This window comes from Nocardia acididurans (genome assembly GCF_016741815.1).
GTDB classification, from domain to species: domain Bacteria; phylum Actinomycetota; class Actinomycetes; order Mycobacteriales; family Mycobacteriaceae; genus Nocardia; species Nocardia acididurans.
The window spans coordinates 440172-456203 of record NZ_JAERRJ010000005.1 but is presented as its reverse complement, the minus strand read 5'-3'; the positions used below and the strand labels follow the sequence as shown (position 1 = coordinate 456203).

Here is a 16032-nt window from a genome sequence, read left to right as displayed (position 1 = left end):
TCAGTGGCCATCTTCGCCCGAAAACCTGAGAACTCTCCGTGAGACGCGCATCACGCCTTCGCCAGGCGCTTTTTCTGCTCCTCGATATCGAACTGCGCGGCAGGCCAATCCAGTTTCAGACCCTGCAGGGCCTCGATCAGCAATTCGGTGACGGCCAGGCGCGAATACCATTTCGCGTCGGCGGGCAGCACGTGCCAGGGCGCGAAATCGGTATCGGTGCGATCCAGGACCGCCTGGTACGCCTCCTGATACGCGGGCCAGTACGCGCGCTCGTCGATATCGGCGGGATTGAACTTCCAATACTTGTCGGCGCGTTCCAGCCGCTGCATGAGCCGCTTCTTCTGCTCGTCCAGGGAGACGAACATGGCCACCTTGACGATGGTGGTGCCCTCGTCCACGAGTTTGCGCTCGAACTTGTTGATCTCGTCGTAGCGCTTGCCCCACACCTCCGGCGGCACCAGCTCGTGCACGCGGACCACCAGCACGTCCTCGTAGTGCGAGCGGTCGAAGACGCCGATCTGACCGCCCCTGGGCAGCTGCTTGCGAATACGCCACAGGAAGTGGTGCTTCTTCTCCTCGGCGGTCGGCACGCCGAAGGCCGCGTGATCGACGCCCTGCGGATCCACCGAGCCGATCACGTGCCGGACGATGCCGCCCTTGCCCGCGGTGTCCATGCCCTGCAGCACCAGCAGCACGCTGCGGGTGTCACCGGATCGGCCGTTGGCGTACAACCGCTCCTGCAGATCCGACAGCACCAGTTGACGTTCGGCGAGCAGTTTCTCACCGGCTCGCTTGTCGCCCTTGAATCCCGGAGTTGCCGAGGTGTCGATGCTGCCGACCTTGACGCCCGCCGCGCGCAGCGCCTTGGAAGCCGGCTTCGACCAGGTAGTCGCCTTCGCCATTCGACACGTTTAGCACGGTCGGCGCGGCCGTGGGGGCGGACTCGCCGAAATCAGACACGCGCGAGGCGCATGAGGTGGTCGGCGAGTTGCTCGTCGGTGACGGGGGTGAGGGTGAGATCGGCGGCCGTGGTCAGCAGATAGCGGCCGTCCCCGGAGAAGTCCAGCCAGGTGCGATGCCGGGTGGGCGGGGCCAGCGGATTCGCGGGTTCGACTGTGACGGTGATGAATCCGCGGCCGTCGACGGGCTGACGCAGCTTGCGCCGGAAGCGATCCGGGCCGGTGTGCCGGTCCGGCCCGCCGTTCGGGTGCTGACCCGGACCCTCCCGGCGCGGGGGAGTGCGCCCGGCGGTCGGTTCGCCGTGCAGGACGGCGGCGTGCGGTTCGGTCATGGTCTCGAGGGTGCCCGCGGGGGCCGAGCCGATGATCTCCACCAGTTCGCGGCCCAGGCTCTCGGCCGGGCACACCCGCACGGTCACCGCGTCCGGCTGCGCGACCAGAATGCCCGCCCGCTGCTGGGCGACCGCGGCGAAGGCCAGGATGCGGCGCGGGTCCGGGCCGGCCTTCTGCTCGCCGTAGAGGGTGATGGTGGTGGTGTCGCTGCGCGCGCACAGGATCAGCGCGGCGGCCAGATCGGGATCGGTGCGGCGCAGGTAGCGGTGCCGCAGTCGTGGAGCGTCGCAATCGAATTCGGGGGACAGGGTGAGGCCGTCGAGCGGGTAGGGGCGGCGTTCCATATCGGTTTCGCGGGTCCAGACCAGCGCGAACTCATCCGGGGTCAGGATCCATTTCACAGTGACCGACCCCCAGCGGAGTCGGGGCCTGCCGAGCCTGACCCGATGTCCTGTGCGGACATTTCGGGCGTCCCCCTTTCTTCGGTCCGACCCTCCGTCCCGTTCGCGACCATACCGGAGAGAAACTGCGGGCGCGGGCGGTCGTGCGCGCGGGCGGAATGTGACGTGACGCACTGTTGGGTATGCGGGCCCGGTGTGCGACCATCCGTTCTGGTCGATCGACCAAAGATTGTGTGCGGGATTGTGCCGCAAGCGGAAAGCCGGAGGTAAGACATGGAATCCCGGTCGCTGCGGGCACACGCCACCCGACTCGCCGGAGCCGGACTGCTCACCGCCGCGCTCACCGGAACCGGCATCGCGGCCGCCGCACCCATCCCCGCGCTGCCCGGAGGCGCAGAATTTCTCGGGGCGCCCGCGGCGCCGCGGCCCGTCACCGGCATTCCGCCCGTCCCCCAGCATCCGGGACTCGCCGCGAGCGGCAACTCCGGCATCCACAACGACGGCTGGATGAGCGACACCTACACCCGGCCCGGACCACTCGGCAACGACACCCGCGTCGACTCGCTGCTGCTCGGCAGCGAATGCGGGTCCGTGGCATTCGACCGCGCGGGACGCATCGTCGCCACCTGCCCGGGACTGAACCCGGGCCTGTACCTCATCGACCCCGCCGAGATGCGGGTGCTCGGCAGATACGCCCTGCCCGGCAAAGGACCGGCGGAATTCCTGAAACCCGGAGCCTTCACCAACTTCGGTGGCGGAGCGTACTTCTACCTCGACGACCAGGACCGCGCGGTCGTCGGCTCCAGCAGCGGACACGTGCTCGTACTCGCGGAAAACGCCGCGGCGGACGGGTTCACGCTGGAACGCGACTACGACCTGACCGGCGTGCTGTGGCCCGGCGAAACCCTCAACTCGGTACTGCCCGACTCCGACGGGCTGCTCTGGTTCGTCGCCAAGACCAACGGCGTCGTCGGCACCATCGACCCGGAAACCGGTGCGGTACAGGTGATCCGGCTCGGCGAGGGCAGCGAGGGACAGATCGAGAACTCCTTCGCCGTCGGCGTCGACGGGGACGTGTACATCGCCACCAACCGCGAACTGCTGCGCTTCGACGCCGGGCCGGGCGGTACACCGGAGATCACCTGGCGCGTCACCTACGGCAACAGCGGACAGCACAAACCGGGACAGGTCGACGACGGCACCGGCACCACCCCCACCCTCCTGCCCGGCGGCTACGTGGCCATCACCGACAACTCCGACCCCATGAACGTGGTCGTCTACCGGACCGCGCGCGACACCGCGCAGCGCGAGGTGTGCTCGGTGCCTGTCTTCGCCAAAGGCGCCGGGAACACCGAGAATTCGCTCATCGGCGCGGGGAAGTCGCTCATCGTCGAGAACAACTACGGCTACACCGGGCCCGAGGCCACCCTCGGCGGACGCACCACCACACCGGGATTCGCGCGTGTGGACATCGACGACGACGGCAACGGCTGCCACCTGGTGTGGACCAACGACACCGTCGCCGCGCCCACCGTCGTGCCGAAGCTCTCGCTCGCCACCGGATTGATCTACGCCTACACCAAGGGCAACGAGATCACCGACCCCTGGTACTGGACCGCCCTGGACTTCCGCACCGGAAAACTGGTGTGGCAGCGGCTGTCCGGCACCGGACCGCAGTACAACAACAATTACGCCGGACTCGCCATCGGACCGGACGGAGCCGCCTACCTGGGTGTGCTCGGCGGCCTGATCAAGCTGCGCGACGGGAAATAGCAAGCGGCCCCGCCTCTTCCGAGGCGGGGCCGAATTCCTTGCCGCGATCAGGCGTTCTCGACCTCGACCGTGATCCCGGCCCCGCGCAGCCGCTCGGTGAGCGCGTCGCCCATGGCCGAGGCCGGCGTGAGAATGCCCGCCAGCTCCGGGAGCTCGTCGAAGGCCAGCGCCAGACCGGACTGACCGAGCATGACCGAGGTGGCCTGATAGCCCGGGTCGCCCTGACCGGCGAACGTGCACACGTACTTCGCGCCGGAGGTGGTGTTCGCGAAGGTGCGCATGGTGAACCAGCCACTGCGGCGGGCCTTCTCGCTCGGGCCGGTACCCGGCTTGGGCACCACGCGATCGAGCAGCTTGCGGCCCACCGCCACCCGCGACAGCACCGCGCCCGCCGCCATCGTCGCCACGATGCCGCCCGCGACACCCGCGGCCACCAGCGGGGCCACCGTCGACGAGCCCACGCTCATGACCTCGCGGTAGCGGAAGTTCTTGCCGTACGGCCAGCCCAGCAGGCCGTTGGAGCGGCGCACGATCTTGGTGTTGTGCGCGGCCATCACGAAGGTCGCCACCCAGCCGTCCAGGCTCGCATCGATATTCGACGCCTTGGTCAGGGCCTGATCGGTCTGGCGGCCCACATCCGGATCCATGGACTTGTCCGGGCTCAGCGAATACGGATGCGTCATGACCGAACCCTTGGACGGATCCGCGGCGATGGCCTCCATCATGGCGCGGCCGGAATCCACCGTGCCGCCGGAGACGCCGCCCTTCAACCAGGCCACCAGCGTGGTGTCGGTGAGCTCGCCGGTGTTGTCCGCGACGCTGCGCCGGTACAGCTGGTAGACGCTCAGATCCGATGGAATCGAGTCGTAGCCACAGGAATTCACGATCTTCGCGCCGGTCTCGGCGGCCCGCTCGCCGAAACGGTCGATGCACTCGCGGATGAACAGCGGCTCACCGGTGAGATCCGCGTAGTGCGTACCGTTCTCGGCGCACGCCTGCACCAGCGGCAGGCCGTAGCGCAGGTATGGCCCGACCGTGGTGACCACGACCTTGGTCCGCGCGGCCAGTGCGTCCAGACTCGCCTGATCGTTCGAATCAGCCTGCACCAGAGGCCAGTTCGCCGCGCCGGGGCCGAGCTCGGCCCGCACCTTCGCCAGCTTCTCCGGCGAGCGTCCCGCCAGCGCGATCCGCGCCGTGGCCGGAGCCGCCTCGATCAGATACTCCGCCGTCAGCTTGCCGACGAAACCCGTCGCGCCGAACAGCACCAGGTCGAATTCCCTGTCTGCCATGTTCTTTCCCATCTGCTCGCTCAAGCTTTGGCGGTCCGCTTCCGCGGCTTCTTCGCTGTGGCCGTGGTGGGTTCGGGAGCCGGGCGGCTCGCCATCCACTCGTGGTGGGCACGACCGAGTTCGGTGACCGGGGCGTCCCCGTACAGCCATTCCCGCGCGATGCGATGCCAATTCGCGGTGGCCTCGAGTTGGCCGAGCATGCCGAAGGTCAGGAAGTCGGCGCGGCGCGAGAACAGGTGCTCCGGAGGCAGATTCTGCTCCTTCATGCCCGCGAACTCGCTGGCGCGCGGGTCCACCGCGAGTACGAAAGCGCCCGAAGCCAATTCCGGGGTGATGGTCAGATCCTGATCCACCAGCGCCCATTCACACGCCGCGAGAACGTATTCCAGGCACTCCTCCGGCGAGATCGCGTCCGGCGAATCGATGACGCCGCGCTGCACCATCAGATCGCGCAGCTCCTCCGCCTGCTCCTCGGCGGCGGCGCGAATACAGACGGCCTCGAACTGCACGTGCTCCGGATCCATCCGGTTGTAGAGGCCGAAGTCCAGGAAGGCGACCTTGCCGTCCTTGCCCAGCAACAGATTTCCCGGATGCGGGTCACCGCAGAACTCGTTGAAGGTGAACAGCGAACCCACGTAGAACCGGTAGATGATCTCGCCGATCCGATTGCGGTCCGCGTCCGGCAGCTGCCGGATCTCCTCGAAACCGGTGCCCGCGAAGTACTCGCTCACCAGCACGCGGGTGGTCGACAGCTCCGGCATGGTGTCCGGCACGACGATGAACGGATGCCCCTGGTAGATCGCGGCGATCTGCTTCTGGGTGTTCGCCTCGGCCACATAGTCGAGTTCGCTCTCCAGATTCAGCCGCAGCTCGTCCAGCACGGCCGGGGTCACCCACGGCATCGCCGACTGCAGGATGCGCCGGAACATGGCCAGGTTCTTCAGATCCGCGCGCACGGCCGCGTCGATACCCGGGTACTGCACCTTCACCACGACCTCGCGGCCGTCGTGCAGCGTCGCCTTGTAGACCTGCCCGATGGAGGCCGCCGCGATCGGCTCCGGATCGAACTCCGCGAACACGTCCTCCAGCGTCTTGCCGAAGTCCTCCTCGATGACCGCCCGCATGACATCGAACGACACACTCGGCGCACTGTCGCGCAAGACGGCCAGCCTGCGCTGGAACCGCTCGCGATGCTCCGGCGGCACGAGATCCAGATCCAGCACCGACAGCATCTGCCCGAGTTTCATGGCGACGCCCTTCATGGTGCCCAGCACCATGACCATCTGCTCGGTGGCCCGGATCATCGACTCCTCGGCCATGCGCTCCCGGACGGCCTCGGACCGACCACGCATGGACCGCCGAGTTTTCTGCGCCCGTATGGCATTCCCGGCAACCGCCATGCCGAGCTTGGTCCCCCGCGCAAGCCTGGATGTGGGCAGCTCTTTCGCCATCAGTGACCCTCCATTGGACCCGGCGCCCCCATTGGTGCCGCGATGTGGCGGATTACATACGCCTGTGCCCGCCGAGGTTCAGCCTAACCACAACCTGATCTCCCGGCCCAGTGCAGAATCCCAGGACCTTTGACCAGTTGCCGGCTTCAGGGCTTCTTGTTCTCCGGGTCGGGCAGCACGTGCCGCTGGGCGTTGAACCAGTGCCGGTCGCCGCCCGTGCGCATCATGCCCTCGACGGCGCTCCACGCCATCATGGTCAGGTAGTCGAGCATTTCCTCGGTGGACATGGTGCGGTTGGTGATCCACCAGTCCGTCGCCAGCTGCACGCCGCCGACCAGGACGTATGCCCACAGCATGGCGCCTTCGGTATTGACGCCGCGGTCGTAGGCCTTGTCCACGATGACCGCCGACACCACCTGCGCGAACAGCTTCTCGAAATCTGCGAGGGTGGAGGTGTCGGTGGAGGAGCCGTTGCCCATGATGAAGCGGTAGACGTCGGTATCGGCGTCGACCGTGTGCACATAGGCGGCCAGGGTATTGCGGACCAGCGTGTACTCGTCGAGATCGTCGCTGATGGCCGCGTAGATGCGGGGCATGAGGGTGGTCTCGATGAACCGCTCCATGGTGGCGCGGGTCAGATCCTGCTTATCCGAGAAGTACCGGTACAGAACCGTTTTCGACACACCGATCTCGGCGGCGATCTCGTCCATGCCGGCGTCGCCGCCGCGCTTGCGGATGGCGGCCAGGGTGCCGTCGACGAGTTCTTCCCGGCGATCGATCTTGTGCTGCTGCCAGCGACGTTTACGGCCGTCCACGCGGCCGCCAGTCCGGGCGGAAGCCGCGTCGACGGCTGCGCTTACGGTGCTTTTGGTGGACAGCGGAGGCTCCCTCGGTCGCGTTGCATGCTGGGTGTATTCCAGCTTAAGCCTCGCATGCGACCGCGTGTCGTAGTTCAGGACGGCCCGGATACCACCCGCAACGTGAGGAATGCAACGTGCCGGAGGTTCGGGGGCGAAGCCCCTGCGCGGCCCCGGAGAGTCGGGATGCACGCAGAATGGAACATATGGAGCAACCTGCCGGCAGTGCCGGGGTACTCGACATGAAGGAACCGACGACCCCGAAGACCGCTGCGCCGAGCGGCGCCTTCGCCGACCTCCTGGACGAGGAAGGCAAGAAGCGCGAACTCGTTCGGATGAAGATCATCGCCACCGCTTTCCTCGCGGTCGCGACCATCATCTACTTCGTCTGCCGCTTCATCGAATCGCGTGGCAGCGGCGGCGAGTGGGTCGGCTACGTGCGGGCCGCGTCCGAGGCGGGCATGGTCGGCGCGCTCGCCGACTGGTTCGCGGTGACGGCGCTGTTCCGCCATCCGCTCGGCCTGCCGATCCCGCACACCGCCATCATCCGCAAGAAGAAAGACCAATTGGGCGCGGGCCTGGGCGATTTCGTCCGCACCAATTTCCTCTCGCCCGATGCCGTGGCGGCGAAGGTGAATTCGGCCCAGATCTCGTTCCGGCTCGGCCGCTGGATGGCCGATCCCGTGCACGCCGAGCGCGTGTCGGACGAGAGCGCCACCATTCTGCGCGCCGTGGTGGGCGTACTGCGCGACGAGGACGTCGAGCAGATCATCGACCAGACCATCGTCAAGCGCATCGCCGAACCGGAGTGGGGTCCGCCCATCGGCAAGGTGCTCAACGAGCTGATCAAGGACAACCGGCAGGCCCCGCTGCTGGACCTGCTGGCCGAGCGCGCGCACCAGTGGGCGCTGGACAGCCAGGAGACCATCGACCGGATCGTGAACCGGGACGCTCCGGGCTGGGCTCCGAAATTCGTGAATTCGCTTCTCGCCGAACGAATTTATCGCGAATTGGTGGAATTCACCTGGAAGGTCCGCACGCAGCCCGATCATGAAGTACGTTTGGCGGCGAATCGCTTCCTCGAGGAATTCGCGCACGATCTGCAATACGACGACGCCTTGATCAAAAAGGCGGAGAAGGTGAAGGCCGAGCTCATGGGCCGCGAGGAGATCACCGGTATGGCGCACGCCACCTGGCGGGCGGCCAAGCGGATGATTCTGGAGTCGGCCGACGACCCGAACTCCACCCTGCGCCGGAAGGTATCGGAGAACGTGCAGCAGCTCGGCGAGCGGCTCTCGACAGATCCGGCGATGCGCGACAAGGTGGACGGGTGGCTCGAGCGCGGGGTCCGATATCTCGTCGCCAACTATGGCGCCGAGTTCGCGACGCTGGTCAGCGACACGGTTGCTCGCTGGGATGCGGAAGAGGCCAGCCGCAAGATCGAATTGGCGGCGGGCAAGGATCTGCAATTCATTCGTATCAATGGCACGGTCGTCGGATCCCTGGCGGGCCTGGCGATTTACACCGTTTCACATTTGCTGTTCCAAGGCTGAACAATTGTCCAGAATGGCGTGCGGGCGTGCGCGCTGCTCGTTTGCCGCAATGGTGCTAGCAGACTGCTTGCAAGAGTTAGCACCCTTCTCTAGAATTGACCGTACAACCGCCGGAAGGTGAGTGATGAAGCACGACACCGAGGTTCCCGAACCGAACGAAGGCGCAGCGGAGACGTCCGCCGATGCCGACGCCGGGGATCGGACGGGCCGCGTAGCCAACGCGGCCCACGACATCGGGGGCTTCATCCGGGCGCAACGCGAGGCCGCCCAGGTCTCGCTGCGCCAGCTCGCACAGCTGGCGGGGGTGAGCAATCCGTACCTGAGTCAAATCGAGCGCGGACTGCGAAACCCGTCCGCCGAGGTACTCGCCCAGATCGCCAAGGGTCTGCGGGTCTCCTCGGAGGTCTTGTACATGCGGGCCGGTTACCTCGAACAGCGGCCGCATGGTCCCGTCCGGGACGCCCTGCTCGCCGACGACGGTCTCACCGAACGTCAGAAGCAGGTCCTCCTGGACATCTACGAATCGTTCCGCCGGGAAAACGGTGCGAGCGAGAACGAAGGGGACGCAACGAACCTTGCAGGGGGCGTTCCCGGGGGGAAATGGGACAACGAGGTTCCGCCTAGCAAAACCGAAGTTCCGCCACGCCAGGAGAGCGAACAGCAATGACCGAACCGAAGATCACCACCGCTACCGTGACCAAGCCGATCTACGCCACCGTCGGCGCCGGCGATGCCATCTACGCTGCCGTCCTCGACGCCTACTCGCAGATCAAGGACCGCGCCGCGACCGCCGACGTGACCGGCCGGGTCGAAGAGGCCCGCGAGCGCATCGCCAACCTCCCGGCCGACGTGCAGGAGCAGATCGAGGTCATCCGCCAGCGCGTCGCCGCCCTGCCCTCGGAACTCCCCGAGGACCTGGCCGAGCTGCGTGAGAAGGCCACCCCGGAAGAGCTGCGCAAGCTGGTCGACCAGTACTACCACCAGCTGCTCGACCTGTACGCCGACCTGGCCGCCCGCGGCGAGGAGACCGTCGAGAAGCTGCGCGCCAACCCGACTTTCGAGGGCCGCTACGAGCAGGTCGAGTCCGTCGTGAACGACCTCGTCGCGCAGACCCAGGACGTGCTCGCCAAGGTGAACGACCAGGTCGCGCCGCTGCTGGGCCGCGCCAAGGAAGACGCCGCCGAGGCCGTCGAGACCGTCGAGGCCGAGGTCGTCGGCGTGACCACCGTGTCCGAGCCGGCCGACGAGGCCCCGGTCAAGAAGGCCGCCGCCCCGGCCAAGAAGGCCCCGGCCAAGAAGGCGCCCGCCAAGAAGGCCGCCCCGGCCGCCAAGAAGTAAGCGGCGCACGGCAATTCGCCGTCGCCGTACCGCGGCCCCGCACATGTCGATGTGCGGGGCCGCTGTCGTTCCGGTGTGCGAGCCGCCGTCGTCCGGTCGCGGGGCGCTGTCGTCCCGCCGAAGCGGCGCTCGGCCAACTAAACTCGGTCGGGTGAACACAAACTTCGCGGGCACCCTTCTCTTGCTGCTACAGCTGGCTGCGGCGGGCATGACGGTGTTCGCACTCGTTCATGCCATCCGGCAGCGGCCGGACGCGTTCACCGCGGTGGACAAGCTGACCAAACCGGCCTGGATCGCGATCCTCGCGGTGGCGCTGCTGTTCCTCTGGATCGGGCAGGTGCCCTACAGCCTGCTGAGCCTGATCGCGATCGTGGCCACCGGCGTGTATCTGGCCGATGTGCGCCCCAAGGTGGACGAGATCCAGCGTGGGCCGCGCTGGTAGCGCGGGCTGCTAGCGCGAAACGTTCGAATTTTCGGCCGTCATCCCCGGTCAGGGGGTGGCGGCCGAATTTTTTGAGTGCTTGCACTAGCTAGCACCCTGTGGCACGGGTTACTGTATCGAGCAGTAACACAAAGGAGTGTCCAATGGCAGTGCTGCCTACCCGAGCGGACCTCACCCAGCGGGTCCGCGACCTGATGCGAGCGCATCGGGTCGACCTGCGCAACCGGACCTACGGGAACGCGGATCTGAATCCGCCGGCCGGGCCCTACGAGGTCGTACCGGTCACCACCTCCGACGGGGCGCATCTGCGGGTGCATGCCTACGGTCCCGCCGACGGCGATGTGATCGTGCTGGTGCACGGATGGACCTGCTGCCTCGAGTACTGGAACCCGCAGATCAACGCCTTCGCCGGGGACTACCGCGTCATCGCCTACGACGTGCGCGGGCACGGCGAGAGCGAAGAGGGGACCGCGGCGCTCACCACCGATCAGCTCGCCGACGATCTGCAAGCGGTGCTCGACGGCACGCTGAAGCCGGGCCAGAAGGCCGTTGTCGTGGGACACAGCCTGGGCGGCATGACCATTCAGGCCTGGGCCGGTCGCCATCCCGGGCAGGTTTCCGAGAAGGCCGTCGCGGTGCTGCTCAGCAATTCCGCGCCCGGGAACCTGATCGCCGAGACCACCGTGGTGCCGTTCTTCAATCGCGGAATGGTGAAGCTGCCCTTCGTGATCGGGCTCATGGGGTTGAGCGGGCGGATCGTCTTCCCGCCCCTCGCTCCGGTGCAGTGGCTGTTCCGGCGGCAGATCATGAGCCTGAATTCCGTTGGCGACATTGCCGAATTCGGCCAGAACATCGTGCGGTCCTGCCCGGCGGCGGTGCGCGGGCGGTTCGGAACACTGCTGTCGTACCTGGATGTGGGGCGCGGCGCGGCGAACCTGTCGGTGCCGACCACCGTCGTCGCCGGATCACTGGACGATATGACGCCGGAGGTGCACTCCGAGCGGATCGTCGAAATGCTCAGGGACGCGGGCACTCTGGACGGGTACCGGGTGCTGCCGACCGGACATCTCGGCAATGTCGAGGCTTACCGTGAGTTCAACGAGGAACTCGCCCGGGTCGCCGCGAAGGCATTCGGGGCCGCGCGGGCGGTGGGGGCCTGACGGGGTGGGGTTCGCCCACCCCTGGGGGTCCTTATCCGGGGCATATTCATGCCGCAGGATGTGTTGTAGATAACAGAGATTCACCCCCGCCCGCTGACCGGAATGCGAATGCCGTTGCGTCGGAACGGGTATCCCGGAAAGGCGGGCCGCGGGCGAAAGGATCGAGAATCTTGCCGCTTGCTCTAGCTAGCACTACTGCTAACGCGGTAGTGTGCCCTGGAACACAAAGGAGTGCTCATGCTGGTGAAGCTGCCTGAGGCGGGCGCCGACGCGCTGACCGCCCCCTTCCGAACCGCACTGCGGTCCCGCACCTACGCGACCGAGGCGTTCAACACCCCGCGGATCTCGCCTGAGGTCATCCCCGTCGCCACCGCCGACGGCGCGCGCCTGCGCGTGCACGCCTACGGCCCGGCCGATCGCGATGTCATCGTCTTCATCCACGGTTGGTCCTGTGCCATCGAATACTGGAACCCGCAGATCAACGCGTTCGCCGGGGAATACCGCGTGGTCGCCTACGATCAGCGCGGCCACGGCGAGAGCACGCCGGGCGCCCGGGGATTCAGCGACGAACAGCTCGCCGACGACCTCAACGACGTGCTCGACGCCGTGCTGCGGCCCGGCCAGCGCGCCGTACTGGTCGGCCACTCCATGGGCGGCATGACCATCCAGGCGTGGGCCAAGCACTACCCGGCCGATGTCACCAAGCGCGCCTCCGCCGTCCTGCTGGCCACCACCGCCGCCCGCCAGATCCCGGGCCGGGCCACCGTGCTCCCGATCTTCAACGACCTTGTGCCCGCGCCCAACTGGCTGGCCAAGGTTATGTTCGGCACCCCGCTGCCGCTGCCCGGCGGCCGCGCGGTCAACGTGATCGCCAAGGCCCGCCTGGCCAACCCGGAGGCCACCGCCGACGCGGTCGACTTCGGCGTCTCCATCGTCCGCTCCTGCCGCCCGTCGGCGCGCGCGGCCGTGGCCCGCGGCCTGCTGAAGCTCGACCTGCACGGCGCGGCATCCAACCTCGCGGTGCCCACCAGCGTCATCGCGGGCTCGCACGACCGCCTGCTCCCGGAGATCCACTCCCGCGAGATCGCCGACGTCCTCGCCGACGCCGGCTACCTGGACCGCTACACCATCCTGCCCACCGGGCACCTGGTGAACATCGAAGCGGCCCAGGCCTTCAACACCGAACTGCACCGCGTCATCCGCATGAGCCGCCGCGGCCTCACCGCCCGCGCGGCCGTCGCGGGATAAAACCACCTGAAGGGCGAAAGGGGCTGCGGCCCTGCGTATCCCCCCTGCATGCAGGGAACGCGCCCTGACGCAGATGCCCCGCTCGTGCGAAAGCACGAGCGGGGCATTGTGTTTCGTCGACCCGGGGGTTCAGTTGAAGATGACGGTGCGGCGGCCGTGGACCAGGACGCGGCCTTCCAGATGCCAGCGGAGGCCGCGCGCGAGGACTACGCGTTCGATGTCGCGGCCCTGGCGGACCATGTCGCGGACGGTGTCGGCGTGGTCGATGCGGCTGACGTCCTGCTCGATGATGGGGCCCGCGTCCAGTTCGGCTGTGACGTAGTGGCAGGTGGCGCCGATCAGCTTCACGCCGCGTGCGAAGGCCTGGTGGTAGGGGCGGGCGCCGACGAAGGACGGCAGGAAGCTGTGGTGGATGTTGATGGCCTTGCCCGCCCAGTGTTCGCACAGTGCGGCGGGGAGGACCTGCATGAATCGGGCCAGGACCACGGCGTGCGGGTCGTGGGAGTCGACGAGTTCGCGGACCTGCTCGAAGGCCGGGCCGCGGTCGGCGGGGTTCTTGGGGAAGTGCACGTAGTGGAATTTGATGCCGTGCGCTTCGGTCATCTCGGCCAGGTCGGGGTGGTTGCCGATGACGGCCTCGATGGTGGCGGGCAGTTCGCCGCTGGTGGCGCGGCCGAGCAGGTCGTGCAGGCAGTGGCCGTCCTTGCTGACCAGCAGGACGGCGCGGCGGCGTTCGCCGGAGTCGTGGACCTGCCAGTCGGTTTCCGAGCCCAGCTCGGCGGCGACGGCGGCGAACCGGTCGCGCAGTTCCTCGAGCGGGAAGGGCACGGTGGCCGCCTTGATGGCCTGCCGGGTGAAGAACCATCCGGTCTCGAGATCCGAGTGATAGCCCGCCTCGACGATCGATCCACCGAAATCGGCGATGAAGGACGTGATGCGGGCGATGATGCCGGGACGGTCCGGGCAGCCCAGCGTGAGCACGTAGCGACGGTCGTCGGGGCTGCCGGGGGTGAAACTCATGAAGGACATTCTCCCAGGAGAGCGGGGTCACGGACGCTCCGGGACCCTCCCAGGGGCTTCGCTCACGAGGCTCGGGAGGTTACGTCGCCCCGCGTTTGCTGCCTGCTCAGAGTTCGTAGAACGGATCGGCGTAGCGGAACTCGCCCTTGATCTCGGCGTCGTAGGCGGCGAGCGGGCGGACCTGGAAGTGGGAGGTCCAGTCGGGTTGATCCGGGAAGACGCCGAGGCGGATGCCGGGCACGAAGCCGAAGCGCGGGTAGTAGTCGAGGTGGCCGAGCAGGCCGATGAGCGGCTCGTCGAGCGCGTCGGCCGCACCCAGGACGGCGTGCATGAGCGCGCCGCCCACGCCGGCGCCCTGATGGTCGGTGCGCACGCCGATGGGCCCGAGGGCCAGCACCGGGAAGGGCCCGATGCCCGCGCGGGTGAGGCAGACGTGGCCGACGATGTCGTCGTGGACCTCGGCGACCATGGTGAGGGTGGGCATCCAGGCGGCGTTGTCGCGCAGCTGCCGCACCAGAGCCACCTCGACCGGTTCGACGGCGGGGTGGGCCGCGTCGTCGGCGCGGCCGTTGGCGTTGGCGTATTGAGCGGCGAAGGCGCTGCGGTGCACCGCGTCGATCGCGGCGGCGTCGCCGGTACGTTCACGACGGATCAGCACACCATCGAGTGTCCCTGACGGTGGCGGCGGCTCGCAACGAAATTCGCCACCGATATGCCAAACTCGGTGCTCATGGCTGAGATTTCCCGCCGTGACGTCGCGGCGATGATCGATCACACCCTGCTCGCGCCCGAAGCGACCGCTTCGGATGTCGACGCGCTGATCGACGAGGCACGCGCGCTAGGCGTGTTCGCGATTTGCGTCTCGCCGTCCATGCTGCCGGTGCGTGCGCCCGGTCTCGTGGTCGCCACCGTCACGGGTTTCCCCTCCGGCAAACATCATTCGCTGGTGAAGGGCGCGGAGGCGCGACTGGCCGTGGATCAGGGTGCGGCGGAAGTGGATATGGTCATCGACGTGGGCGCGGCGCGCGCGGGCGACTACAACGCGGTGCTCGGCGACATCATCACCGTGCGGGAGGCGATCGGGGATCGCGCCCTGCTCAAGGTGATCATCGAATCGGCGGCGCTGAGCGACGAGCAGATCATCGAGGTGTGCCGCCGCGCCGAACAGGCCGGAGCCGATTTCGTGAAGACCTCCACCGGATTCCACCCCGCGGGCGGCGCGAGCGCGCACGCGGTGCGGCTGATGGCGGAAACCGTCGGCGGCCGCCTCGGCGTGAAGGCCAGCGGCGGCATCCGCACCTCGGAGCAGGCGGGCGAGATGATCGCCGCGGGGGCAACCCGATTGGGCCTGTCGAAGTCTCGTGAAGTCCTGCAAGGCTTCTCGGACTGAAAACGGAGTGGGCCGCCCGGAACGGGCGGCCCATCGGCGTTCACGCCTCAGCAGGTGAAGTCGGTCTGCTGGCCTTCGGCGGGGGCGTCCAGGTCGGCCCGGCCGCCCTTCAGGGTGATGTGCAGGCCGTCCTTGGTGACCTCGACGCTGGTGGGCTGCATGCCCATCGGATAGGTCTGCAGGCTCTCCGAGAGCAGGTCGACGATGCCGTCCACCAGGTCGGTGGGCAGGCCGAAGCCGAGCAGCGAGGCCGACATGGTCTCCACGTCGACCTTGCCGTTGACGACCTTCGGCTTCACCTGCAGTTCGGCGATGCCGCCGAGCACGGCGAAATTCAGGGTGTCGGCGTTCGGATCGGAGGTCGCGCCGGATACCAAGCCGCCCAACGTCTTCACGATGCCGTTGTTGCTCCAGGTGACATCGGCCGACGAGCTGCCGATGGTGCCGCCCTGGCGGCCACCGTCTTTCAGTTCGATGTCGTTGAAGGTGGCGTGCACGACCATGTCCTGGGCGGGCCCGAACTTGGTGTCGTCGCTGTCGACGGTCACCTTGCCGACCTTGCCGTCGAACATGGTGAGCAGCATGGGTTTCGCGCCGAAGGCGACGTCGATCTTGGAGCCCATCTGCTTCTCGAACCCGGCGGCGATACAGTTCGACACCTTGTTGCGGGCGTACGCCTCGCCGCCGGCCAGGCCGCCGACCACGACCAGCGCCGCCACGATGGCGATGATCAAGCCGGTCCGGCGTTTTCGTGGTACGGAACCCGATCCTCCCTGTCCGCCAACGGAAGTGCCCGGGGGCGGCGGGACCGGCGGTTG

16 protein-coding genes are annotated in these 16032 nt (G+C 67.6%); 8 read left to right on the top strand and 8 right to left on the bottom strand.

The window, feature by feature from the left end:
- Positions 1-50: 50 nt before the first annotated feature.
- Complete coding sequence (locus JK358_RS15340; RefSeq protein ID WP_201948131.1) at positions 51-902, bottom strand: polyphosphate kinase 2 family protein; 852 nt, start codon at positions 900-902, stop codon at positions 51-53.
- 50 nt (positions 903-952) lie between these two features.
- A complete protein-coding gene (locus JK358_RS15335) occupies positions 953-1693 on the bottom strand; it encodes an ESX secretion-associated protein EspG (protein WP_201948129.1) in 741 nt (246 codons plus the stop codon).
- 273 nt (positions 1694-1966) lie between these two features.
- Here JK358_RS15335 and JK358_RS15330 point away from each other — a divergent pair, with 273 nt between their 5' ends.
- On the top strand, positions 1967-3466 hold the full coding sequence (locus JK358_RS15330; RefSeq protein WP_201948126.1) for an NHL repeat-containing protein: 1500 nt from the start codon (positions 1967-1969) through the stop codon (positions 3464-3466).
- 47 nt (positions 3467-3513) lie between these two features.
- Here JK358_RS15330 and JK358_RS15325 read toward each other — a convergent pair whose 3' ends face one another.
- The 3 genes from JK358_RS15325 to JK358_RS15315 all read right to left on the bottom strand — a co-directional run bounded on the left by JK358_RS15325 (position 3514) and on the right by JK358_RS15315 (position 7021).
- Complete coding sequence (locus JK358_RS15325; protein ID WP_232851286.1) at positions 3514-4755, bottom strand: saccharopine dehydrogenase family protein; 1242 nt, start codon at positions 4753-4755, stop codon at positions 3514-3516.
- A 20-nt stretch (positions 4756-4775) separates the two neighbouring features.
- Positions 4776-6206 (bottom strand): ABC1 kinase family protein, encoded by a 1431-nt coding sequence (locus JK358_RS15320; protein WP_201948122.1) that lies wholly within the window; start codon positions 6204-6206, stop codon positions 4776-4778.
- 146 nt (positions 6207-6352) lie between these two features.
- Positions 6353-7021 carry a TetR/AcrR family transcriptional regulator gene (locus JK358_RS15315; RefSeq protein WP_307817534.1) on the bottom strand — a complete coding sequence of 223 codons (669 nt, stop codon included), beginning with the start codon at positions 7019-7021 and terminating at the stop codon, positions 6353-6355.
- A 284-nt stretch (positions 7022-7305) separates the two neighbouring features.
- Here JK358_RS15315 and JK358_RS15310 point away from each other — a divergent pair, with 284 nt between their 5' ends.
- The 6 genes from JK358_RS15310 to JK358_RS15285 all read left to right on the top strand — a co-directional run bounded on the left by JK358_RS15310 (position 7306) and on the right by JK358_RS15285 (position 12804).
- On the top strand, positions 7306-8616 hold the full coding sequence (locus tag JK358_RS15310) for a DUF445 domain-containing protein (RefSeq protein WP_232851370.1): 1311 nt from the start codon (positions 7306-7308) through the stop codon (positions 8614-8616).
- 124 nt (positions 8617-8740) lie between these two features.
- Entirely contained in the window at positions 8741-9283 is a 543-nt protein-coding gene (locus JK358_RS15305) for a helix-turn-helix domain-containing protein (protein WP_232851285.1), read from the top strand.
- On the top strand, positions 9280-9954 hold the full coding sequence (locus JK358_RS15300) for a heparin-binding hemagglutinin (protein ID WP_201948118.1): 675 nt from the start codon (positions 9280-9282) through the stop codon (positions 9952-9954). Before JK358_RS15305 ends, JK358_RS15300 begins: the two co-directional genes overlap by 4 nt.
- A 151-nt stretch (positions 9955-10105) precedes the next feature.
- Positions 10106-10396 (top strand): DUF2516 family protein, encoded by a 291-nt coding sequence (locus tag JK358_RS39255; protein WP_307817533.1) that lies wholly within the window; start codon positions 10106-10108, stop codon positions 10394-10396.
- Positions 10397-10539: 143 nt separating this feature from the next.
- On the top strand, positions 10540-11556 hold the full coding sequence (locus tag JK358_RS15290; RefSeq protein ID WP_201948115.1) for an alpha/beta fold hydrolase: 1017 nt from the start codon (positions 10540-10542) through the stop codon (positions 11554-11556).
- A 237-nt stretch (positions 11557-11793) separates the two neighbouring features.
- Positions 11794-12804 (top strand): alpha/beta fold hydrolase, encoded by a 1011-nt coding sequence (locus JK358_RS15285; RefSeq protein ID WP_201948113.1) that lies wholly within the window; start codon positions 11794-11796, stop codon positions 12802-12804.
- A gap of 129 nt (positions 12805-12933) precedes the next feature.
- Here JK358_RS15285 and purU read toward each other — a convergent pair whose 3' ends face one another.
- Both purU and JK358_RS15275 read right to left on the bottom strand, forming a co-directional pair.
- Positions 12934-13824, bottom strand: coding sequence for a formyltetrahydrofolate deformylase (gene purU / locus JK358_RS15280; RefSeq protein WP_201948111.1), 891 nt, complete (start codon positions 13822-13824; stop codon positions 12934-12936).
- Between the two features lie 106 nt (positions 13825-13930).
- On the bottom strand, positions 13931-14482 hold the full coding sequence (locus JK358_RS15275; protein WP_201948109.1) for a GNAT family N-acetyltransferase: 552 nt from the start codon (positions 14480-14482) through the stop codon (positions 13931-13933).
- Between the two features lie 72 nt (positions 14483-14554).
- Between JK358_RS15275 and deoC the strand changes: the two genes are divergently transcribed.
- On the top strand, positions 14555-15214 hold the full coding sequence (gene deoC, locus JK358_RS15270) for a deoxyribose-phosphate aldolase (RefSeq protein ID WP_201948107.1): 660 nt from the start codon (positions 14555-14557) through the stop codon (positions 15212-15214).
- Positions 15215-15261: 47 nt separating this feature from the next.
- On the opposite strand, the gene JK358_RS40645 is transcribed toward deoC, so the two are convergent.
- Entirely contained in the window at positions 15262-15948 is a 687-nt protein-coding gene (locus tag JK358_RS40645) for an LmeA family phospholipid-binding protein (RefSeq protein ID WP_232851367.1), read from the bottom strand.
- Positions 15949-16032: the final 84 nt, after the last annotated feature.

Bases quoted from the DNA above. Each gene is read 5' to 3' on its own strand.
- JK358_RS15340 (WP_201948131.1), bottom strand. From the start codon at position 902: ATGGCGAAGGCGACTACCTGGTCGAAGCCGGCTTCCAAGGCGCTGCGC.
- JK358_RS15330 (WP_201948126.1), top strand. From the start codon at position 1,967: ATGGAATCCCGGTCGCTGCGGGCACACGCCACCCGACTCGCCGGAGCC.
- JK358_RS15325 (WP_232851286.1), bottom strand. From the start codon at position 4,755: ATGGCAGACAGGGAATTCGACCTGGTGCTGTTCGGCGCGACGGGTTTC.
- JK358_RS15320 (WP_201948122.1), bottom strand. From the start codon at position 6,206: ATGGCGAAAGAGCTGCCCACATCCAGGCTTGCGCGGGGGACCAAGCTC.
- JK358_RS15310 (WP_232851370.1), top strand. From the start codon at position 7,306: ATGAAGGAACCGACGACCCCGAAGACCGCTGCGCCGAGCGGCGCCTTC.
- JK358_RS15305 (WP_232851285.1), top strand. From the start codon at position 8,741: ATGAAGCACGACACCGAGGTTCCCGAACCGAACGAAGGCGCAGCGGAG.
- JK358_RS15300 (WP_201948118.1), top strand. From the start codon at position 9,280: ATGACCGAACCGAAGATCACCACCGCTACCGTGACCAAGCCGATCTAC.
- JK358_RS15290 (WP_201948115.1), top strand. From the start codon at position 10,540: ATGGCAGTGCTGCCTACCCGAGCGGACCTCACCCAGCGGGTCCGCGAC.
- JK358_RS15285 (WP_201948113.1), top strand. From the start codon at position 11,794: ATGCTGGTGAAGCTGCCTGAGGCGGGCGCCGACGCGCTGACCGCCCCC.
- purU (WP_201948111.1), bottom strand. From the start codon at position 13,824: ATGAGTTTCACCCCCGGCAGCCCCGACGACCGTCGCTACGTGCTCACG.
- deoC (WP_201948107.1), top strand. From the start codon at position 14,555: ATGGCTGAGATTTCCCGCCGTGACGTCGCGGCGATGATCGATCACACC.